At 37.8% G+C, this 21,934-nt stretch carries 17 protein-coding genes and 1 tRNA gene; 17 read left to right on the forward strand and 1 reads right to left on the reverse strand.

What is annotated here, in order from left to right; all coding sequences use genetic code 11:
- Positions 1 to 52: 52 nt before the first annotated feature.
- From IGI42_RS00680 to IGI42_RS00690, 3 genes are all read left to right on the forward strand, one after another.
- A complete protein-coding gene (locus tag IGI42_RS00680) occupies positions 53 to 982 on the forward strand; it encodes a manganese-dependent inorganic pyrophosphatase (RefSeq protein ID WP_438713608.1) in 930 nt (309 codons plus the stop codon).
- 78 nt (positions 983 to 1,060) lie between these two features.
- Positions 1,061 to 1,864, forward strand: a complete 804-nt coding sequence (locus tag IGI42_RS00685; RefSeq protein WP_438713609.1) for a DUF1803 domain-containing protein — start codon at positions 1,061 to 1,063, stop codon at positions 1,862 to 1,864.
- A gap of 61 nt (positions 1,865 to 1,925) precedes the next feature.
- Positions 1,926 to 2,720 carry an alpha/beta hydrolase gene (locus IGI42_RS00690; RefSeq protein ID WP_438713610.1) on the forward strand — a complete coding sequence of 265 codons (795 nt, stop codon included), beginning with the start codon at positions 1,926 to 1,928 and terminating at the stop codon, positions 2,718 to 2,720.
- A gap of 167 nt (positions 2,721 to 2,887) precedes the next feature.
- On the opposite strand, the gene IGI42_RS00695 is transcribed toward IGI42_RS00690, so the two are convergent.
- Positions 2,888 to 3,439: a DUF2179 domain-containing protein gene (locus IGI42_RS00695; RefSeq protein WP_438713611.1), complete on the reverse strand. Its 552-nt coding sequence runs from the start codon at positions 3,437 to 3,439 to the stop codon at positions 2,888 to 2,890.
- Positions 3,440 to 3,827: 388 nt separating this feature from the next.
- Between IGI42_RS00695 and glgB the strand changes: the two genes are divergently transcribed.
- From glgB to IGI42_RS00765, 14 genes are all read left to right on the forward strand, one after another.
- The gene (gene glgB / locus IGI42_RS00700) at positions 3,828 to 5,741 is read left to right on the forward strand and encodes a 1,4-alpha-glucan branching protein GlgB (RefSeq protein WP_438713613.1); all 1,914 of its coding nucleotides are present in this window, start codon (positions 3,828 to 3,830) and stop codon (positions 5,739 to 5,741) included.
- Between the two features lie 45 nt (positions 5,742 to 5,786).
- Positions 5,787 to 6,929 (forward strand): glucose-1-phosphate adenylyltransferase, encoded by a 1,143-nt coding sequence (locus tag IGI42_RS00705; protein ID WP_438716985.1) that lies wholly within the window; start codon positions 5,787 to 5,789, stop codon positions 6,927 to 6,929.
- Positions 6,919 to 8,070, forward strand: a complete 1,152-nt coding sequence (gene glgD / locus IGI42_RS00710; RefSeq protein ID WP_438713614.1) for a glucose-1-phosphate adenylyltransferase subunit GlgD — start codon at positions 6,919 to 6,921, stop codon at positions 8,068 to 8,070. Before IGI42_RS00705 ends, glgD begins: the two co-directional genes overlap by 11 nt.
- Positions 8,070 to 9,500 (forward strand): glycogen synthase GlgA, encoded by a 1,431-nt coding sequence (gene glgA, locus IGI42_RS00715; protein ID WP_438713616.1) that lies wholly within the window; start codon positions 8,070 to 8,072, stop codon positions 9,498 to 9,500. The genes glgD and glgA overlap by 1 nt, the downstream gene beginning before the upstream one ends.
- Positions 9,501 to 9,697: 197 nt before the next feature.
- Positions 9,698 to 12,136, forward strand: a complete 2,439-nt coding sequence (locus IGI42_RS00720; RefSeq protein WP_438713617.1) for a glycogen/starch/alpha-glucan phosphorylase — start codon at positions 9,698 to 9,700, stop codon at positions 12,134 to 12,136.
- Entirely contained in the window at positions 12,117 to 13,958 is a 1,842-nt protein-coding gene (locus tag IGI42_RS00725) for a glycoside hydrolase family 13 protein (RefSeq protein ID WP_438713618.1), read from the forward strand. Before IGI42_RS00720 ends, IGI42_RS00725 begins: the two co-directional genes overlap by 20 nt.
- A 98-nt stretch (positions 13,959 to 14,056) precedes the next feature.
- Positions 14,057 to 14,716 (forward strand): hypothetical protein, encoded by a 660-nt coding sequence (locus IGI42_RS00730; protein ID WP_438713620.1) that lies wholly within the window; start codon positions 14,057 to 14,059, stop codon positions 14,714 to 14,716.
- A gap of 42 nt (positions 14,717 to 14,758) precedes the next feature.
- On the forward strand, positions 14,759 to 14,947 hold the full coding sequence (locus tag IGI42_RS00735) for a hypothetical protein (RefSeq protein WP_438713621.1): 189 nt from the start codon (positions 14,759 to 14,761) through the stop codon (positions 14,945 to 14,947).
- A gap of 45 nt (positions 14,948 to 14,992) precedes the next feature.
- Positions 14,993 to 15,076: transfer RNA gene (locus IGI42_RS00740), tRNA-Leu, on the forward strand.
- Positions 15,077 to 15,236: 160 nt separating this feature from the next.
- Positions 15,237 to 15,611, forward strand: a complete 375-nt coding sequence (locus IGI42_RS00745) for a YxeA family protein (RefSeq protein ID WP_438713623.1) — start codon at positions 15,237 to 15,239, stop codon at positions 15,609 to 15,611.
- 111 nt (positions 15,612 to 15,722) lie between these two features.
- On the forward strand, positions 15,723 to 16,550 hold the full coding sequence (locus tag IGI42_RS00750; protein ID WP_438713624.1) for a helix-turn-helix domain-containing protein: 828 nt from the start codon (positions 15,723 to 15,725) through the stop codon (positions 16,548 to 16,550).
- A gap of 77 nt (positions 16,551 to 16,627) precedes the next feature.
- Entirely contained in the window at positions 16,628 to 17,776 is a 1,149-nt protein-coding gene (gene nagA / locus IGI42_RS00755; protein ID WP_438713626.1) for an N-acetylglucosamine-6-phosphate deacetylase, read from the forward strand.
- Between the two features lie 110 nt (positions 17,777 to 17,886).
- Positions 17,887 to 18,588, forward strand: a complete 702-nt coding sequence (locus tag IGI42_RS00760) for an ABC transporter ATP-binding protein (protein ID WP_438713627.1) — start codon at positions 17,887 to 17,889, stop codon at positions 18,586 to 18,588.
- A gap of 12 nt (positions 18,589 to 18,600) precedes the next feature.
- Positions 18,601 to 21,933: an FtsX-like permease family protein gene (locus IGI42_RS00765; protein WP_438713629.1), complete on the forward strand. Its 3,333-nt coding sequence runs from the start codon at positions 18,601 to 18,603 to the stop codon at positions 21,931 to 21,933.
- Position 21,934: the final 1 nt, after the last annotated feature.

The raw sequence follows: 21,934 nt of genomic DNA on the forward strand, positions 1-21,934 counted from the left end.
TCGTTTTTTTTGATATCATTAAGAAGAACTTATTTAAAGGAGCGAAATGATTATGACAAAAGTTTTAGTTTTTGGTCACCAGAATCCCGATACTGATGCAATTGGCGCTGCAATTGCCTTTGCTAATTTGCAAAAAGAACTAGGAGTGGATGCTGAAGCAGTCGCACTAGGTACACCTAGCGAGGAAACACAATATGCATTAGATCATTTTGGTCTTGCGGCCCCTCGTGTTGTAGAGAGTGTAGTGGCAGAAGAAGCAGATGTTATGCTAGTGGATCACAATGAATTTCAACAATCAATTTCTGATATTGAAAAAGCAAATATTCTAGCAGTGGTGGATCATCACCGGATAGCAAATTTTCAAACAGCCGATCCATTGTATTACCGTGCTGAGCCAGTAGGTTGTACTTCAACCATCGTATTGAAATTGTACAAAGAAAATAATGTGACTGTGCCAAAAGCTATTGCAGGCATTATGTTATCAGCAATTGTTTCTGATACATTGCTATTCAAATCACCTACTTGCACAGAGCAAGATGTGGCTGCAGCAAAAGAACTAGCTGTAATAGCTGATGTTGATTTGGATAGTTACGGCTTAGCTATGTTAAAAGCTGGAACCAATCTATCGGATAAATCTGAAGCTGAGTTATTAGATTTAGACGCAAAAAGTTTTCCCATGGCTGATAAAACAGTTCGGGTTGCTCAAGTTAACACTGTTGATCTCGATGAAGTGTTTGCTCGTCAAGACGCATTAAAAACAGCTATGATCGCTGAGAATGCTGAAAAGGGTTATGATTTGTTCCTGTTACTAGTAACTAATATTTTAAATTCAGATTCAGAATTGCTGGTTGCTGGTGAACCACGTGAGAAGGTTATTGAAGCCTTTAATGTTCAGTTAGAAAATGATCGTGCTTTCTTGCCAGGTGTTGTTTCTCGTAAAAAACAGGTTGTTCCGCAACTGACTGCGGCATTCGAAGGTTAAAAGAAAAAAGAGGATTTAAAATAATCCTCTTTTTTGTGTGTTTTTTTATTTAGGAATATAATTAGAAACGGAGCAGATATGAAGCTATTTACAACCAATAAGCAATTGCAAAAGAGTCTTTTAGCCACTCAAACGTTAGAATTATTTGAGTATTTCTACCAGTTGGAGCAGCCAGTCATTTTACGGGAAATTCGGGCCGCTTTTCCAGAAGACCAGCAATTAGATAAACGTCTAGACTTATTGATTCAAACAGGAGTTGTGGAACGCAAGGATCGACGGTATCGACTGATATTAACAATCTATCACGAGTATCCTAAGAACGAGCTGAGTGAACAGGTAGAAAAATTAATTGATTCTAGCAATCTTTACATGTTTGTTGAAATGTTTTATCCAACAGAGTTGACAGGACTGATGGCAATTTCCTTTGAATTGCCTAGTCGAACGATAATTGAAAATGAGTCCTATGCGTTGGTTACTTTGAATAAAAGGAGTAATTGGCAAGCAACGTTACCAAATTATTTTTATTATCAGCAAAAAAAGCGTCCCAAACAATTTGAAGCTTTGGAGAACTTATTAGGGGATGTTAATCCAGCATTTTTCTTCAATCACGTAGAAGTCCTTTTAGACACTTTGTTACAAGGTAAAAAACCTAAAAAATCGTCTATCTTTCTTAAAGCAATGGTTATGACTAGCTTAGTTGAGTTAGAGCCAACAATACAAGTTAATGCCCCGATTGTTAAAAGTGTAGAATCCCTAGATGAAATTGCAAAACTTTGGGAAAAAGCAGATGAAGTGACACGATATTTTGCTTTTTATCAGCTATTAGATTGTTTAATGGGCTCCAAGGAAACGCTCTCTTACATTATTCAAAAGAAGGATTAGTATGAAAAGATTTACCAGGATTATAGTCTTCTTACTTTGTTTTTTTTCAGTAGCTGGGCTAATGTACTACAAGCAACTCCGCTATTTTAGTACGTGGCAGTTGAATAAACAAAAAAGTATTCATTATTCCAATATACCGACTGTATTTATTCATGGCTATCAAGGAAGCTCTTTATCCTTCGGGCCTTTATTAAACCAGCTCGAGAAGGATAATATTGCTAAGCGGGAAATGACTATCGTTGTGAAACCAGATGGGGGACTATCAGTTGAAGGTGATTTGACAAATAACCAAGACAATCCGACAATTATGGTTCTATTTAGCGAAGATGTGACTGATGAGGTAACACAGAGCCGTTGGATCGCTGAAGTAATGAGGTATTTATATAAACAGCATGTTAGCAAGGTGAATTTGGTGGCGCATTCTATGGGCGGGGTTTCTGCGCTCCGCTACTTATTGGAGTATAAGGACAGTCATACGCCTGCGGTAGGAAGGCTAGTGACGATTGCGTCACCTTTTAACGATTTAGAGATTGCTGAAGACACTGAAGAAATTTTTGCCTATGAGTTAACCGAACAAGGTCCGAGTGATACGACTCCTATTTATGATTATTTTGATCAAGCTATGAAAAGATTGCCCAGCGACTTGTCAATTTTAAACATAGCTGGTGATTTGGGAGACGGATCGGCTAGTGATGGTTCTGTTTCGATCCATAGTGCATTTTCTTTGCGTTTCTTATTGCAAAATCACACAAAAAAATACCAAGAAGTTTTAATAAAAGGAAGAAATGGAAGTCATTCAAGAGTTACGCGTAGTGATCAGTTACAGGAAAATATAGTCGCTTTCTTATGGCGTTAGATCGTTGATTGCAGTTGTGACAGAAGTCTTCCGTTCCGAGTAATGAGTCGAAAATAGCTTCTCATATTTTTGCAGTTATGATTTATTTCCAATAGAGCTGCTTCCATAACACCAATTATACGGTTTTCAGTGGCTGTGACGTTTTATGTCGCAGCCACCTATTTGCGTTAGGTGGCAGAGCTGTTTTGACGTTTGCGGATCTTTTTGGTCCAAAAACCGCCAGAAATGTATTTAGGTACATATGAAATAATAAATGCCCTAGCTTCGATTTCCTTTATTAATCGATAAAGAGTCTGCTCAGTTTTTCTAGGTGAAAGAATTTCTAAAACCATCCGTTCTCCTTCTAATCCTTCAGCATAAGACTGTGTCACCCCGTAGCCGTTATCACGCAGTATCTTTGGTAAATTCTTTTCGTTTTCTGTATTTGTAGGCAAAATAACAGTTACCATAATATAACCTAAAGCTAACTTATCCTCAATTTTTATTCCTAAACTAATACCAATTGCATATCCCAATGCATAGGCAAACAAATTGATTGGATTATCTAACCGATCTAAAACCATTGAAAGCCCTAAGATGTAGATTGTGATTTCAATCATACTTAACAAAGGTGCCAAAAGACGATAACCTTTTATAGTTAACATGAACCTAATGGTATTTAAAGCGACATACGCAAAATTTATGCCAAAAGTCATCATTAATAGTGTTGGATCAAACATGTGATTTCACTCCTTTCAATATAAGAGTATCGACTACAAGAAAAAAAGGCAAATAGAACTAATTTATGTAAATAGCCAAGCGTACAAAAATAACGGAGGTAACTATAAAATATGTCATTATATAAATATTGAATATTCTTGAGTGGGAAAACGAAAATTTTGTAATAAAATAACCATTATGATATGGCATTTCATTTCTAAGTATATTATAATGAAATGAGAGTGATCTTAATGCCGTTTTTATTGGTTACAATCAACGGTTTTGGCTGTATTACTTAGGGAAATGTGTTATTATAAAATAGAAGAGTTGGATGTATAATTAGGAAACGTTCATTCTTTAAAGGTGAAAATTCATTCTTTTCGACAAAAAATAGTTAAGGTGATGAGTATGGGAGAAAATACAAACAAACTTTCAGCAGAAATAAGTCAAGCAAAAAATAACTTTTTGACTGGAGAAAATTTTTATGTACAACATTTATTAGGAGCACATCGGCTTTCTGATGAACAATACTGTTTTCGCGTTTGGGCACCTAATGCTAAAGCAGTATTTTTAGTTGGCGATTTCAACGAATGGCAAGATACCCTGCCAATGAATTTTGAAGCTGAAACGGGTATTTGGGAAATCATTACTGATCAACCAAATGAGGGAGATCTTTACAAATTTAAAGTACGTCAAGCAGACGGTCGTGAAGTAATGAAAATTGATCCATTTGCTATTCGATTTGAAAAGAGACCAGGTGATGCAGCTGTGCTGTACACGATTCCGGCGAAGAAATGGAAAGACGGTCTATGGCGGGGCCGCAGCAAGCGAGTAAATGCACTAAAAAGACCAATGAACATTTATGAAGTTCATGCGAGCTCTTGGAAGCATCATGAAGATGGAACGCCTTATAGTTTTGGTGATCTGGCTGAAGAGCTAGTTCCTTACCTGGCGAAAATGGGCTACACTCATGTAGAATTTTTACCTTTGATGGAACACCCATTAGGACGTTCGTGGGGATATCAACTAATCGGATATTATGCACTAAGCTCTTATTATGGAACACCAGAGGAATTTCAGCAGTTCGTAGAAGCATGTCATTTAAACAACATCGGCGTGTTGGTAGATTGGGTACCTGGTCATTTTTGTATTAATGATGATACGTTGCCGTATTATGATGGAACCGCACAATTTGAGTATAGCGATCCTGATCGCGCAAAAAATGTCCGCTGGGGTTCAATTAACTTTGACTTAGGTAAGCCGCAAGTACAAAGTTTTCTAATTTCAAGTGCACTATTTTGGATTGAAATGTATCATATTGATGGAATTAGAGTTGACGCAGTTTCTAGTATGCTTTACAGGGATTACGATGATGGTCCTTGGACACCGAATCATGAAGGTGGGAACCGCAACTTTGAAGGCTATTATTTCTTACAAAAGCTTAATACTGTTATTAAACTAGCTCATCCGAATGTTTTAATGATAGCTGAAGAAAGCTCATCAGAAACACAGGTGACTGGGTTGACGGAAACTGGTGCGTTAGGTTTTGATTACAAGTGGAATATGGGTTGGATGAATGATGTTCTACGTTTTTATGAAATGGATCCAATCTTGCGAAAAGATCATTTCAATTTAGTTACTTTTTCTTTTATGTACATGATGCAAGAAAATTATATTTTACCATTGTCTCATGATGAAGTAGTTCACGGCAAGAAAAGTTTAATGCATAAAATGTGGGGTGATCGCTACAAACAATTTGCTCAGCTTCGTAATTTGTACACCTATTTTATTACACATCCTGGTAAGAAATTGTTATTCATGGGAAGTGAATGGGGACAGTTTCTTGAATGGAAATTCGATGAGGGTTTAGAGTGGGGTGATCTAGAGGATTCATTAAATAGTAAAATGCAGCATTTTACTGCTACATTGAATGATTTTTACAAGAACGAGACTGCTTTATGGGAGTTAGACAACACCCATGAAACACTTGAAATCATTGATGCAGATAATACATCGGAGTCGGTTCTTTCTTATTTGCGTCAAGGGAAACGAAAAAAAGACTTCTTGATTGTGGTCTTGAATATGACACCAGTTGAACGCAGAGATTTCCATATAGGTGTTCCATATCCTGGTACGTATAAGGAGATTTGGAATACGGAAATGGAAGAGTTTGGGGGAACTTGGACTAAACACAATGAGGATTGTGTGAGCGAACCAAGTGCATTTAAAGATTATGAGCAGTTAATCAAAACAACGGTTCCTGCTTTTGGCGCAGTGATATTCAAACCTGAGTCAATTGTTTTAAGGCGAAAAAACAAATAATAAGTTGAGAGGAGGTTGATGAAGGACTGCCTTCATCATCCAAAAATGAAAACAGAAATATTAGCTATGATTTTAGCTGGAGGAAAAGGGTCGCGTTTAGGTAAACTAACACAAAATATCGCAAAACCAGCGGTACCTTTCGGCGGAAGATATCGAATTATCGATTTCACATTAAGCAATTGCATCAATTCAGGCATTAACAATGTAGGTGTAGTAACTCAGTATCAACCGTTGGCTCTTAACAGCCATATTGGTAATGGTTCTAGCTGGGGCTTTGACGGGTTAAACGCAGGCGTTACGATTTTACAGCCGTATTCAAGCAATGACGGAAGTAAATGGTTTGAAGGAACTGCCCATGCCATCTATCAAAACATGGATTACATTGACCAGATGGACCCGCAATACGTTTTAATCTTGTCAGGAGATCACATATACAAGATGGATTACGAAGCTATGCTAGAAAATCACAAAGAAAACAATGCGGCTTTAACGGTAGCAGTTATCGGTGTTCCAATTGAAGAAGCCTCTCGCTTTGGTATAATGAACACGGATGAAAATGACCGCATTATTGAGTTTGAAGAAAAACCAGAAGAGCCTAAGAGTAATTTAGCATCAATGGGGATTTATATTTTTAACTGGAGTCGTTTGCGCAGCATGCTGTTAAATAGCTACCAGAAAGACGACCATATGTTAGACTTCGGGAAACACGTAATTCCCGCCTACTTGGAAGCGGGAGACAATGTTTTTGCTTACCACTTTGAAGGGTATTGGAAAGACGTTGGAACGATCGATTCATTATGGGAAACCAGCATGGAATTTATTGATCCTAGTCATAGCTTAGATATTCGAGATAAAACGTGGCGTATTTCTGCTAAAAACACTGTTTCACCGCCCCATTTCTTTACCGACACTGCGAATGTGAAAGATTCACTAGTGGTGGATGGTTGTTACGTAGCAGGAGAGATAACTCATAGTATTTTATCCAGCGATGTTCAGGTTAAAGAAGGTGCTCAAGTTATTGATAGCGTAATTATGCCTGGGGCAACTATTGGTAAAAATGCAAAAATCAGCAAAGCTATTGTTGGTGAGAATGCGATCATAGGCGATAATGCTGTTGTAAATGGCGAAGATGAAATCGCTGTTGTAGGTTATTCAGAAGTGATTGGAGTGTCGATTGATGAGAGCTAATAAAATGTGTGCAATTTTGGGAAATGCCCATGAGTGTCAAGATTTAATGCCTTTAACTGAGAAACGTCCGCTAGCGACGCTTCCGTTTGATTGTAAATATCGTTTACTAGATTTTTCGCTATCAAACATCGTAAATGCGAATGTAAAATCTGTCTATATGGTATTCAATCAAGGGCTGACTCGTTCGGTCTTTGACCATATCGGTGGTGGTCGTGAATGGCATTTGGACAGTATTGATAGTAAATACTTCATTCACTTTTACCAAGACTTTTTGCAAAGACGTGCTGAAGGTCGCCCTTACTATGAAGCTGCTATTGACTATTTAAAGAAATCCAAAAGTAAATATACTGTATTTATGGGTAACAAAATGCTATGTAACATTGATTTGAGAGCAGTTCTAAAAATTCATCAACAACATGATAGCGAAATTACAGTAGTGTATAAAAAAATGCCTGTCGATCAAATTGCTTATCAAGATATTATTTTAAATATTGATGAGCACGGTGTGGTTGAAGGTCAGCACTCTTATTTTGACGATCAAAATGATTCAGACATTAAAAACCTTTGCATGAACATTTATATTGTACAAACAAACTGGTTGATTAATGCATTAGAAGATGGCCAAAAGAAAGGAACTCCGGTAGCTATTCAAGATTTCTTAACACAATGTATGGATAAGCATAAAACTTCTGCTTACGAATACACTGGTTTCTTAAGCAATATTTTTGATATCAAAGCTTATTATGATGCCAACATGGCGATGCTAGACTCGAAGAAATTTTCTTCTTTACTTTACTCTAATCAAAAAATCTATACTAAGTTGAAAAATGAAGTTGCTACGTATTACGCATCGACTTCTGAGGTTCATAACAGTCAATTTGCTACTGGTTGTATTGTTAAAGGTAAAGTTAAAAATTCGTTATTCTCTCGTAGTTCAGTTGTAGAAGAGGGTGCGGAAGTTAGTGATTCAATCATTATGGCTAGTGCTGTAATCAGCAAAAATTCATATATCTCTTATGCGATTTTGGATAAACACGTGTTTGTTGATCCAGGAGTGAAAATTATAGGAACGCCTGAGAAGCCGCTGGTAATTAAAAAAGGAACACATGTTACAAGCGACATCTACGGAGGCGAAAAGTAATGAAGATACTATTCGCTGCAGCAGAGTGTGCGCCTTTCTTTAAAACAGGTGGCTTAGGAGATGTAGCAGGAGCCTTGCCTAAAGCACTAAAAGAAAAAGGGGCGGACATTCGGGTTGTGCTACCGTACTTCTCAAAAATGGGTGAGCAATACAAAGAAAAAGTAGAAGACTTATTCCAATTTGAGGTGTATGTAGGTTGGCGTAAACAGTATTGCGGCATCAAGCATTTAAGGCTTCAAGGTATCGACTACTATTTTATTGACAATATGTATTATTTTAATCGTCCAAATCTGTACGGTGATTATGACGATGGTGAACGTTTTGCATTTTTCCAGTTGGCGTTAATTGAAATGATGGAAAAGATTGATTTTATTCCTGATGTTATTCATGTTAATGATTACCATACAGCAATGGTTCCGTTTTTGTTAAAGGAAAAATACAGCTGGATTAAAGAGTACAGCAAAATCCGAACGGTTTTAACGATTCATAACATTGAATTTCAAGGGCAATATGGCAGTGAAGTTCTTTATGATTTGTTTGGCATGGGAACGGAACGCTATGATGACGGAACGATTCGTTTTGAGGACTGTGTAAACTTCATGAAGGCCGGTGTTTTGTACGCTGATCGAGTAACTACAGTGAGTCCATCTTATGCGGAAGAAATTAAAACAGCAGAATTTGGTTCAGGCTTAGATGTGATTTTACGCATGGAAAGTGGGAAATTAAGCGGTATCGTGAACGGTATTGATTATGAAATGTTTGATCCCATGACTGATCCAGCAATTTTTACTCATTATAATAGTAAAGAACTGGATAAGAAATTAGTGAACAAAACTAAACTTCAAAAACTTTTAGGTCTTCCGATTCGTAAAGATGTTCCTGTAATTGGTATTGTAAGTCGATTGACGTATCAAAAAGGCTTCCATCTACTTCTGCAAGAAATGGAAAACCTTATGCAGTTCGATGTGCAGCTAATCTTGATTGGAACAGGTGATCCAGATTTCGAAAATGGCTTCCGCTATTTCGGGGAGAAGTATCCTGAGAAAACTAGCATACAAATTGCCTTTGATGTGAAGCTGGCTCAAAAAGTTTATGCAGGTGTGGACATGTTCTTAATGCCGTCTGCTTTTGAACCATGCGGGCTATCGCAAATGATTTCAATGCGGTATGGGACGTTGCCGGTAGTTCATGAAGTTGGTGGGCTGAAGGATACGGTTCAGCCATACAATCCATTGACACACGAAGGGACCGGTTTTGGTTTTATTGATTATCAGTCCTACTTCTTGTTACAAGTCTTAAAGCAAGCAATTGAATTGTATCAGCAAGAGCCAAAAGTTTGGAAAAAATTAATGCGCAATGCCATGGCACAGGACTTCAGTTGGGATGTATCTAGTCAACGTTATCTAGAGCTATATCAGCAAATTAGCTAAATAACCAAAATTTATGACATTATTGCTATAAACTTTGGTAGTATAAAGAGGCAGTACCAAGATGATGGCCTTGTGAACTTACTTTTCGACAATAAGGGAATTTTTTTCAGAACTTTTTTCTGAAACTAGTTAAATCTTATTACTCAATCGTTGAGCGAGTTCACAGGGTCTTTCTTAGGAATAAAGGAGAAAATCAAGTGGAAAAGAAAGAATTCAAACAGCAATTTAAGAAAAGGTTAGCTGAGAAATTTGCAATGGAAGTTAAGGATGCTTCAGCTTCTGAATTATATCAAACACTCGGATCAATCATGACCGCAAATTACTCACAAAATTGGCAACAAACTTGGCAGGATTATCGCGATCAGCAACAAAAACAAGCATATTATTTTTCAATCGAGTTTCTACCTGGAAAAATGTTAAAAAGTAATTTATTAAATATGGGTTGGTTAGAGACAATTGAAGAAGCACTACAGGAAATGGGAATTTCCTTAGATGATTTGGCAGAAGTAGAACCTGATATGGCGCTAGGTAACGGTGGTTTGGGACGTTTAGCTTCATGTTTTATGGATTCAATTGCATCGTGCGGGTTACCAGGTAACGGGAATGGCATCCGTTATGAATATGGTCTATTTAAACAACGGTTCGTAGATGGGTATCAAGTAGAATTGCCCGATGAGTGGTTGCAAAAAGGGAACATCTGGGAAATACGTAAAGAAAGTAAGGCTGTGGATGTTCACTTTGGTGGAAATGTTTATTTAAAAGAAGTGACTCCTGGTAACTTTAAACCAGTTTATGAAGATGGTTATACTGTTCGCGCTGTTCCTTACGATACAGGGATGGTAGGTTATAAAAATGACATTGTGAATACGATGCGCCTATGGAGTGTAGAGATTCCACCTGAAGAAGAAGATCGCTACCGCAGTATTGAAGATCGACGAATGATTGAAGATTTGACATCAGTATTATACCCTGATGATTCGAATGAAGCAGGTCGGAAACTTCGCCTATCACAAGAATATTTCTTTGTATCAGCCGGAGTCCAAAGTATTTTACGTTACTACAAACGATTAGGTTTCTCATTTGACAAAATTAACCAGTACATTGCCATTCATATCAACGACACGCATCCTGCAATGTGTGTAGCAGAATTTATGCGTCTTTTGATTGATGAAGAGGGTCTAAGTTGGGAGAAAGCATGGAATCTAACGATCAAAGTAATGAGCTATACCAACCACACAATCATGGCAGAGGCTTTGGAAAAATGGTCCATCCCTATGATGCAAGAAGTCTGTCCAAGAATTTATCAAATTGTTGAAGAGATTGACCGTCGATTCGTCAAAGATATGACTGGAGTTCAGCCTGCAGACTTGATTGAGCGTACCCGCATTATTCAAAATGGTCAGATCCACATGGCTCACTTAGCTATTATTGGTTCTCATTCAACAAACGGTGTTGCTAAGCTCCACTCTGATTTATTAAAAAGTGTCGTATTAAATGACTTTTACGTAATGTACCCTTCACGTTTTAACAATAAAACAAACGGAATTGCTCAAAGACGCTGGTCTCAGCTGGCCAACCGCAGCATGACCAAAGTACTAACTGACACTATTGGGGAATCATGGAAGAGCGATCCTAAAGATTTACGACTTTTAATGAACTATGCAGAAGATGATGCTGTTTTGGATGCATTGGAACAAGCTAAACATGAGAATAAAGTACGGTTGGCTGAATACATCAAAGAAGTTAAAGGGATTGATGTGTCTCCAGATGCTATTTTTGATGTGCAAATCAAGCGTCTGCACGCCTACAAGCGACAGTTGTTGAACCTTTTGCATATTTTAAAGCTTTATTTTGATTTGAAAGAAAATCCTAAGTTGTCGATTCACCCACGTGTATTTATTTTTGGCGCCAAGGCTGCACCGAGTTATCACTATGCCAAATCTGTAATTAAAGTAATTAATGAAGTAGCCAATTTGGTTAATAATGATGCTTCAATTGAAGATAAATTGAAGGTTGTTTTCTTAGAAAATTACAATGTAACATTGGCTGAACGAATTATTCCAGCAGCTGATGTAAGCGAACAAATTTCGTTAGCTTCTAAAGAGGCTTCGGGGACATCTAATATGAAATTGATGTTAAATGGCGCTGTAACGATCGCTACATTAGACGGAGCGAATATTGAAATTCGCGATGCTGTTGGTGATGAAAACATTTCGATTTTTGGATTGACCGAAACAGAGGTATATCGTTATTATCAAGAGCATAATTACAATTCGTCTGAGTTATATCATAATGACCCAATTATTCATAAGGTTTTGAATGCGTTTGTGGATGGAACGATTCCAAATATCATTTCTGAGGGACAAGAAATTATTGATTCTTTGATTAAATACAATGATGAATTCTTTGTGCTGAGAGATTTCGATTCTTACTGTCAAGCACAAGAGTCTATCAATCAAACCTATCAAGATCGCCGTCGCTGGAAACAAATCAGTTTGAAAAATATTGCTAATGCGGGTCGTTTTTCTTCTGACAACACTGTAATGCGTTATGCAGAAGACATTTGGCAGATCGAACCAGTTTTTGCTCGTGACAGCGAAAGAGGAGCGAATCAACATGGCACATATCTACTATAATTCATGGCTGGAACGGTACAAATTCCCTTTTGGTGCAGTGAAAGAAGGAAAACGAGTCGATTTTTGGATCTCGGTTCCTTCTGATCTAGAAACGAATGTCTATTTCGTTGTTCGCAAAGAGGGGAGCAGCATCGGAAAGATTAGCTTTCCAATGAATAAAGTCGAAGAAGATCGTTACCATTATCAATACAAAGTGGACCAAGGAAGCGGCTTGTATTTTTATTATTTCAAGATTGTTCACTTTTGTTCGGATGGTAGTAAACGGACCTTATTTTATGGGTTCAATGGTCAAGGTGGCGAAGGTAAAATTGAGCACCAAGAAGCAGAAGTTGCTTCTTATCAATTAACTTGTTTTGAAAAAGCTGAAATTGCACCTAACTGGTACCGTGAAGCGGTCTTTTATCAAATTTTTCCTGATCGATTTGCTAATGGTAATTCTCATGGAGAAATTAATCAACCTAAAAAGAATTCCTTCATTTATGCAACCGAAGAAGATGAGCCGATGTATATTCGAAACAAGAAGGATGAAGTTGTGCGTTGGGATTTCTTTGGTGGAAATTTAAAAGGAATCACAGAAAAAATTCCTTACCTACTTGAATTAGGAATTACTGCACTTTACCTGAACCCTATTTTTGAAGGAAGCAGTAACCATCGATACGATACTAATGACTATTTTAAAATTGATCCGGTATTAGGAACCGAAGAAGATTTTATTGAAATGTTAGAAGCGTTGCATGCTGTCGGGATTTCAGTTGTTCTGGATGGTGTATTTTCACACGTCGGTAAAAACAGCCGTTATTTTAATCAAGCCGGTATATATGGAAAAGAAGTAGGGGCTGCTCGTAATCCTGAAAGTTCTTATTACCCTTGGTTCAAGTTTGAAAAATACCCTACCAACTACCAATCATGGTGGGGAGTTGCAGATCTTCCAGAAGTAGATAAAAACAATAAAGCTTTCCAAGAATTTATTTATGGTGATGTAGATAGCGTGTTAGCTAAGTGGACCAGTTTAGGCGTTGACGGTTGGCGCCTTGATGTAGCTGATGAACTGACGGATGAATTTATTGGAGGTATTCGCAAGCATTTACAAGGATACACTGATAAAATATTAATTGGCGAGGTCTGGGAAGACGCCTCTAATAAAATCGCATACGATAAAAGAAGACGCTACGTCTTTGGTGATCATTTACAAGGTGTAATGAATTATCCCTTACGGCAACAAATTTTGGATATCTTGAATCAGACACGCTCTTTTGAAAAAATCAGTCAGGAAATGGTTAGTTATCAGGAGAATTATCCGGAAGACTTCTATTATAATCAATTGAATAATATTGGTACTCATGATACAGAACGGATTTTATCGATGCTTGAAGGTTCTGTTGACAAGTTAACCCATGCTTGGGGATTATTATTTATGATGCCAGGGATTCCGTGTGTTTATTATGGTGACGAAGCTGGTTCAACTGGTGGGAAAGATCCGGAAAATCGTAAATTCTTTCCTTGGAAAAATGTAAACCAAACCATTTATACTGCTTGTCAAACTTGGATACACCGACGAAAGAAGCATGCGTCAATGAAATTCGGTGAATTTTTTCCTTTCTATTCTTTAGAAAATGAAATTTTTGGCATTGTACGCTATAATATCGAAGAATATACAGTATATCTGGTTAATCTGTCGGACAAGCCCCAAAAAATTCGAATTGAGGAACTGGCTAGTCCACGTCAATATAGAGGGGACTATCAAATATTAGAATCATTGATTGAGGAAATTGAAGTGACTCCTTACCAAGAGTATTTTGCTTTTGAAAGGCTAATTGATTAAAAAGTAACTCGAGCTATTGCCTCCTTTGTCAAATACTAAGCTTTTTTTCGGTATTTATGCTAAACTAGTAAGAAATCAGAAAATGAGGATGGTTTATCATGGAAAATCGGCCATTTGGTGGAAGACGTGCACGTTTTCCGGCTTACGATGATGAAACTGGTGTAAAATTGAATCAAGGCAGTCAACGGGTACTGTTTGATGGAAATGATGATTTTATTACTGACTATAAATTAGATGCAAAAGAGGTTTTAGAGCGAGCAAATCGCCATACTAAACGTTCCCGCAGAGTTCAGTTGGATGAAAAGCCGAGGGAAGAACTGGCAAGACATCGAGTAAATTTACCAACTTATGAAACAAGAGCCCATGAGCAGAGGAAATCCTCTCGTTCGCTATTTGTTGAACCAAAGCAGGTTTCTGATAACAATCGTAGGAGCTTGCGTGAAGAAAAAAGAAGTTCCACACCATTGAGCTTGCGTGAAGAAAAAAGAAATGCTACACCTTTCAAGCCAAAATATGTGCCAAAGTCTTTGATTCCAGACGAGCCTACGGATGCAATTCCGCTAAAGGAGCTTTATACAAGCTTGCGTAATTCAAAGCAAGCTTATCTTTTGTTTGATACAGGTGAAAAAAGTCAGCAACCGTCTATTCAGACAAGAGAGACCAAGTCCAGACAATCGTCTAGACTAGATAGATCGTTAAAAGGTATTATGAACGAAAATACAGAACAATTAGAAAAAAGTAAATATTTCCATGAATAAGGAGGATACCTAGTATCTTCCTATTCTTTTGAGGTGAGCAGAATGAATAATCCATTTGATGAAAAAATAAATCAGCTACGGACTGGTGAAATTGAAAAAATTGAGGTATCGAAAGAAGAGTTCTTCTTATTTCGAGAAGTTTGGCTAAAGCAAGAAGATCGAAAATATTTCCGTGGTATTGCAGGACTAAATGGTAGTGTGACCTACGTCTATGACACAACAACTGTTTAGTCATTGACTTTTATTGAATTTATCGCTATGATAAAAAAGGTTTTTGCGGAAGTGATGGAACGGCAGACATGCAAGATTGAGGGTCTTGTGAGCGCAAGGCTCGTGTGGGTTCAAATCCCATCTTCCGCATAGTCAAGAGGTTACAAAGGGTGTAAAAAGCCTTTGTAACCTCTTTTTATGTCGATAAATTTAAGAAGTGACAAAATTGTTAGTCGAAAATACAACCTAAGACTGAACAGCAACGATCTATCTTTCGTTAGGCTAATTCAAGAAAGGAAGATGATGATGAATGCGTAGTGTAAAACAAATAATAGTTGCTTTAGTAGTCATCGTTTTACTATTAGTAGGCAGCACGATTTTTACCAAAAATTCTGACAGTGAGATGGCTGGGATCATGGATAAACTGAATCATTTAATAAAACAAGGAACCGTTTACGTTAAAACTACCTCACCTGAAAGTGTCAATGAGTATGGGACAGCTGCATATCGACAAGTAGCAGCTGACGAAAATGGTAAAACTCGTCCGATTTTTTTTAATGGACTCAGTGAGCTTAAGCTAGATCACTATTTGAAATTGATAAATAAAGGTGCACATATCGAAACTTATGAAGAAGTTTCAAGAGATCAAGTTCCAATAAAAGCTTTACAGATAATAGATAAATAAGTTGATCCCCTGACTGCTAAGATTCCTGGCAGTATCTGGTTGCTCTGGATTCCTCCATAAGCTACAATAGGATAGAAAATGTGAATATGCATATTTTGGGGGAAATTGTAGATGGAATCCATAGGTCAGGCTTTAAAAGACTTCCGTAAAGAACATGGAATGACACAAAAAGATTTATCAAAGGATATTTGTTCGCAAAGCGTTCTAAGTCGGATCGAAAATAATGAGGAAATTCCTAACATTATGGTAATGCAACAATTGTGTCAGCGTTTAGGCATAACGATCGATCAGTTAATGGTAGATTTTTTACCTAAAGAATTAATGTTGCGAAAGTATTTTCAAAAAATGTATACATTGTTACGTCATCAACGGTTCGCGGAAATTCAAACGATTCTAAACTTTTTAGAAGAGAAGCGGCGGATTGTCTTAGATAAGGATCGTCAACAATTTTATTACTTTCAAGCAATTTGCGCTTTTAGAATCGATAACAATCCAAAGTCTGCACTAGAAAATGCTAGAAAAGGGTTGGAAATGCTGGTTTCCAAAAAGTACCAAGGATACTTTGATAGTAAGATTTTATTGATGGCTTTTGCAGCGAAAATGAATGATCAATTAGACAAAAAAGAAGAAGCTCGACACTTGTATAATCAAAGTATCGAACTGTTCGAAACAATGATGTGTGATTATACCGAAAAAATTGAGTTAAGCGAGCTATTTTTAGATTATGCGCTATTTTTATTGAACCAGGCGAATTATAAAGAGGCAGACCGAATTATTGACTTAGGTTTGCGCTGGAATCGACAGCAAGCTAGTTGTTATAAATTAAATGAGCTACTTACACTAAAAGTTTCCATTCTAACAATGATTGGCGAAAGCGAAGATTTACAGCGGTATCGTGAATGGTTAAATGCCACTACACAACTACGGGATTTTTTCTAAAAATGGTCTACACCATTCTTGACAGAATACTAGTTTCGGAGTACCTTTAAGGTATAAAGCAAGAAGGAGCGTTCGAAATGAAAACATTTATTTATGCGGATAAATTCTTTTTGAAATCCGGCGTAAAAGAAGCAGGCTATTTAGAAATTACTGATGGAATTTTTGGTGATTTTACTAAGGAATTAGCAGACAAAGAAGCAAAAGTCATTGATCATAGTGGCAAATGGATCGCACCAGGACTTGTGGATACTCATATACATGGCTTTAAAAACCATGATGTAATGGACAACGATGCAGAAGGCTTAAAAGTAATGTCAGAAGGCTTGTTATCCTGCGGTGTTACCAGCTTTTTGCCGACAACTTTAACTTCCTCAAAAGAACGCTTGAAGGATGTAGCCGAAACAATTGGTAAAACTTACCAAGATGTTCCAGGTGCGAAAGTTCAAGGAATTTATTTTGAAGGTCCGTTCTTCACCGAAGAACATAAAGGTGCCCAGAATCCTAGTTATTTTGGTGATCCTGATTTGGCTACTTTTCACGAGTGGCAAGAAGCTTCTGGTGGCTTAATCAAAAAAATCGCTTTAGCTCCTGAACGTGAAGGTGTAGCGGAATTTGTTAAGGAAGTAACTGAAGAAGGCGTTGTTGTGGCATTAGGTCATTCAAATGCCACAATAGATGAAGCACAAGCTGCTGTAGAAGCTGGGGCAAGTGTCTTTGTTCATGCTTACAACGGAATGCGGGGATTAAACCACCGCGAACCTGGTATGGTGGGGGCTTTGTTGTCCTTGCAGCATGTCTTTTCAGAGTTGATTTGTGATGGACATCATGTACATCCGCAAGCAGCTGAAATTTTAATGAAAAAAGCTGGGCATGATCATGTAGCTTTAATTACTGATTGTATGATGGCAGGCGGCATGCCAGATGGTAATTACAACTTAGGGGAATTTCCAGTTGTAGTAAAAGACGGGACCGCTCGTTTAGACTCTGGTAATTTAGCTGGAAGCATTTTGAAGCTAAAAGAAGCCATCAAAAATGTGGTTGACTGGAATATTGCAACGCCTGAAGAGGCAATTATGATGGCAACCTATGTGCCGGCTGTCAGCTGTAAAATTGATGATCGCTGTGGTATGATTGTTAAAGGTCGCGATGCTGACTTTATCGTGCTGAATCCAGACATGGAATTAGAAGCAACCTATTTAGACGGCGTGGAACGTTACCATAGCTAATAGTAAAATTTATTGACTATACAAATGAAGCTTTTATTCTTCAAAAGCCTTGTTTGCATAGTCTTTTTTTTTGTCCTTATGGTAGACTAGAATAGAATGGAGGAGAATACATGGGATACATTGAAGTAATTAATGAAACAAAAAGATATAAAATGGGTGAAACAGTTATTCATGCCAATGATCAGATAACTTTTACAATTGAAAAGGGGGAAATCGCAGTTATTCTAGGTCCTAGTGGTGCTGGAAAATCAACTGTTTTGAATATTTTAGGTGGAATGGATAGCTGTGATGAAGGACAAGTAATTGTTGATGGTACTGATATTGCAACGTTTAACAATAAAGAACTGACAACGTACCGCCGAAATGATGTAGGATTTGTTTTTCAATTTTATAATTTGGTCCCTAATTTAACTGCTAAAGAAAATGTGGAGTTGGCCTCACAGATTGTTTCTGATGCGTTAGATCCTGTTGAGGTTTTACGATCAGTAGGACTTGAAGAGCGAATGGACAATTTTCCAGCTCAATTATCTGGGGGTGAGCAACAGCGAGTGACAATTGCCCGAGCATTAGCCAAGCGTCCTAAGCTTTTATTGTGCGATGAACCAACGGGTGCTTTGGATTTTGAAACTGGTAAGCAGATATTGAAAATTTTACAAGATACGGCACGTAATTATGGGACAACTGTTGTCATCATTACGCACAATTCAGCGATTGCACCGATGGCTGATCGGATTATTCGGATCAATGATGCCAAAGTTCGCAGTCAGAAGTTGAACGATACACCTCTTTCAATTGAAGAGATTCAGTGGTAAGGAGGGGATAATGTGAATAAAGTTTTATGGTTGACGAGTATACGAGAAATATGGCGTTCTAAAACCCGCTTTTTGTCGATTTTAGGGATTGTCTTTTTAGGAGTGGCATTTTTCGTTGGTCTAAGCGCTACTGGACCGGACATGATTAATACCGCCGATGAGTATTATCAGGAACAACAACTAGCGGATACGCAAATATTTACCTCTTTAGGTGTAAATGAAGATGATCTTAATTCAGTTAAGTCTGATAAGAATGTTAAAAGGGTTGAAGGCCGCTATTTTCGAGATATCTTTTTAGAGGACAAAGATCAGACACTTCGTCTTTATAGCTATGATCAAGATCAACAGTTAAATCGTGTCAACGTGGTAAAAGGGCATTTGCCGCAGAATAATGAAGAAATTGCTTTAGACGCAATTGCTGAGACGAATCATGATTATCAAGTGGGTGATACGTTCACAATTGACGTTCAGGACCGTAATTCTTTCGAAGAGCACGAAATGACAGTAGTCGGCTTTGTGGAGAGTCCTCAATATATTGAGAATTTTTCAAGAGGGAATACAACGGTGGGTAAAGGAACCATTGACTTTTTTGCTCTGACGACACCGGATAATTTCAAACAGCCAGTTTTTTCCGAGTTGCTGGTACGCTATAAAAACCTAGAGAATGTTACGGCATATACAGATACCTATGAAGATCGTTTAGCTGACAATCAGGAACGGCTTGAAAAACTATTAGAAAAAGATGCCAAAAAACGCTTAGTTGACTTGAAAAATAGCAGCCAAAAACAAATTGATGAGGCCAAGGAACAGTTATTGGCAGGCGAACAAGAATCAAATGAGCAAACACAACAATTAATAGAAGCGAAACAGCGTTTGGAGACAGGTAAACAAGAGTATGCGGCCAGTCAAAAGGAATTCGAAGAAAAAAGTCAAGCTGCTCAAGCTCAGATAGAAGAACGTGAAAATTTGCTGGCGCCACAAAGGCAGGAACTAGATCAGCAAAAAGAAGAACTTGATAATTTAATGACTCTGGGAGAACGGAAAAAAGCTGCTGAGGAGCAAATGAGCACATTAAGTACTCAAAGAAGCCAAGCAACTGAGATGTTAAATCAACTGACTACACAAAAAAGTCAGCTAGAGCAAATCCAATTACTTGCAGATCAAGGAAATATGCAGCAATTACAGACGGTAGCCGCATCACTTGATAAACAGGTCTTTGAGGACTTGATACAAGTAATTCGGCAGCAAAACCCTCCTGAAATACAAGCAGCAACTGCTCAGCATGTAGAACAAGTCAATGAGACATGGGCACAACAACAGCAGCAAGTTGATGAACTGGAAGCGAAATGGAACGAAAACCAACAAATAATTGCTCAGCCGTTACCAACTGCTGAAGAACTGGCAAAATTGCAGGAGCAAGTTGAAGAATTTGATGCTTGGCTGACAAATGGTCAGCAGCAATTGGATACTGCCAAAGAAGACTTTGCAACTAGTCAATCACAAGGCCAAGCCCAATTAGATCAATCAAAGCGAGAATTGGACCAAGCTGAAAAAACATATGCGGACGGGCAGGCAGCGTTGGAAGAAGCCAGTACCGAAGCACTAGCGAATGCTCAAGATGAAATTGCTAAGAAAGAAGCAACCTTAAGCAATCTAAATGAATTGGAATACACGATTCAAGGTAGAGATGACAATCCGGGCTACAAAGAGTATCAAGATAATGCGGATCGGATTTCCTCTCTAGCAACTGTCTTTCCTTTGATCTTCTTTTTGATTGCGGCTTTAGTCACACTGACTACCATGACTAGAATGGTAGAGGAAAAACGTACCGAACTAGGAACATTCAAAGCATTGGGGTACTGGAACCGAGAAATATCGTTAAAATTTGTCCTGTATGCCGCTTTAGCTGGTGGAATTGGTGGTTTGCTAGGATTAGCAGTTGGTTTTTATTTGTTGCCAACTATTATTTTTAATGCCTATGGTCAGCTCTACAACCTAGACCAAGTAGTTACACCTTGGTATGTCAGCTATGCGTTAATAGCGATGCTGGTGGCTTTTCTCTGCTCGGTAGGAACTGCGTTGTTTGTTTTAAGGTATGACCTGAGAGCAACACCAGCGACTCTGATGCAGCCTCGAGCACCTAAAAAAGGTAAACGAATCTGGTTGGAACGGGTGACCCCAATTTGGTCACGGCTAACGTTCATTCAAAAAGTAACAATGCGTAATCTGTTTCGTTACAAGCAGCGGATGCTGATGACAATTCTAGGTATTGCCGGCTGTATGTCGATGCTGATAACAGGCTTTGGTTTACGAGATTCGATCGGAGATATTGTACCAATTCAATTTGATACTATTTTGCAGTATCAAGGGACTGTCGTTTTCAGCGAACCATTGTCATCACAAGAAGCCGGCGATTATGATCAGGAACTAGATAACTTACCAGATTTTAAAGATCATTTGGCGATGTCGACAGAAATGTTTACGACTGAAAGTGATGAAGTAAATCAGCAGGAAATCTCTTTACATGTGCCAGAAGATAGTAAGAAAATCGATTCCTTTATCTCTTTTAATGATCGGACCAGTAAAACGACGTATCAACTAAGTGACGATGGTGTAATTATTAATGAGAAATTAGCCGAACTGTTCGATTTAGAAGCTGGAGATAATTTTGAAATTAAGGGGACAGATGATAAAACGTATCAGGTGAAAATTGCGGCGGTTGCCGAAAATTATGTGGGTCATTTCATTTATATGACCTCAGATTATTATGATAAGTTATTTGATCGGACGCCTACTTATAATACAGATTTGTTGTTGTTCGACAAGCAACCAAGTGACAATCAAGAAACAACAATTGCGCAACAATTAATGGACAAAGATAAAATTATCAGTGTAGCTTTTCTGTCAGAATCTCGCAATGCATTGAGAGATACAGTAGACAGTTTGAATATTATTATGTGGGTTCTTATTGTGTCAGCCGGCTTACTAGCGTTCATAGTATTATATAATTTAACCAATATAAATATTTCTGAACGAATACGGGAATTGTCGACTATCAAAGTATTAGGCTTTTACAACAATGAAGTAGTCGCCTATGTTTATCGCGAAAATGTGTTGTTGACATTAATCGGAATTGTTGCAGGGATGTTCTTAGGTAAAATAGAGCATCGCTATATTTTGAAAACTGTCGAGTTGGATGTCACAATGTTTTCACCAGATATACAACCAATGAGTTATCTGTATTCAGCGTTGATTACATTATTCTTTGCTTTAATCGTGGGCATATTAATGTACTTTAAGTTGAAAAAAATTAATATGATCGAGGCTTTAAAAGCCAACGAATAAA

The sequence above is a fragment of the Enterococcus sp. AZ109 genome, from assembly GCF_051714625.1.
GTDB lineage: Bacteria > Bacillota > Bacilli > Lactobacillales > Enterococcaceae > Enterococcus_A.

Bases quoted from the DNA above. Each gene is read 5' to 3' on its own strand.
- IGI42_RS00680 (WP_438713608.1), top strand. From the start codon at position 53: ATGACAAAAGTTTTAGTTTTTGGTCACCAGAATCCCGATACTGATGCA.
- IGI42_RS00685 (WP_438713609.1), top strand. From the start codon at position 1,061: ATGAAGCTATTTACAACCAATAAGCAATTGCAAAAGAGTCTTTTAGCC.
- IGI42_RS00690 (WP_438713610.1), top strand. From the start codon at position 1,926: ATGTACTACAAGCAACTCCGCTATTTTAGTACGTGGCAGTTGAATAAA.
- IGI42_RS00695 (WP_438713611.1), bottom strand. From the start codon at position 3,439: ATGTTTGATCCAACACTATTAATGATGACTTTTGGCATAAATTTTGCG.
- glgB (WP_438713613.1), top strand. From the start codon at position 3,828: ATGGGAGAAAATACAAACAAACTTTCAGCAGAAATAAGTCAAGCAAAA.
- IGI42_RS00705 (WP_438716985.1), top strand. From the start codon at position 5,787: ATGAAAACAGAAATATTAGCTATGATTTTAGCTGGAGGAAAAGGGTCG.
- glgD (WP_438713614.1), top strand. From the start codon at position 6,919: ATGAGAGCTAATAAAATGTGTGCAATTTTGGGAAATGCCCATGAGTGT.
- glgA (WP_438713616.1), top strand. From the start codon at position 8,070: ATGAAGATACTATTCGCTGCAGCAGAGTGTGCGCCTTTCTTTAAAACA.
- IGI42_RS00725 (WP_438713618.1), top strand. From the start codon at position 12,117: ATGGCACATATCTACTATAATTCATGGCTGGAACGGTACAAATTCCCT.
- IGI42_RS00730 (WP_438713620.1), top strand. From the start codon at position 14,057: ATGGAAAATCGGCCATTTGGTGGAAGACGTGCACGTTTTCCGGCTTAC.
- IGI42_RS00735 (WP_438713621.1), top strand. From the start codon at position 14,759: ATGAATAATCCATTTGATGAAAAAATAAATCAGCTACGGACTGGTGAA.
- IGI42_RS00745 (WP_438713623.1), top strand. From the start codon at position 15,237: ATGCGTAGTGTAAAACAAATAATAGTTGCTTTAGTAGTCATCGTTTTA.
- IGI42_RS00750 (WP_438713624.1), top strand. From the start codon at position 15,723: ATGGAATCCATAGGTCAGGCTTTAAAAGACTTCCGTAAAGAACATGGA.
- nagA (WP_438713626.1), top strand. From the start codon at position 16,628: ATGAAAACATTTATTTATGCGGATAAATTCTTTTTGAAATCCGGCGTA.
- IGI42_RS00760 (WP_438713627.1), top strand. From the start codon at position 17,887: ATGGGATACATTGAAGTAATTAATGAAACAAAAAGATATAAAATGGGT.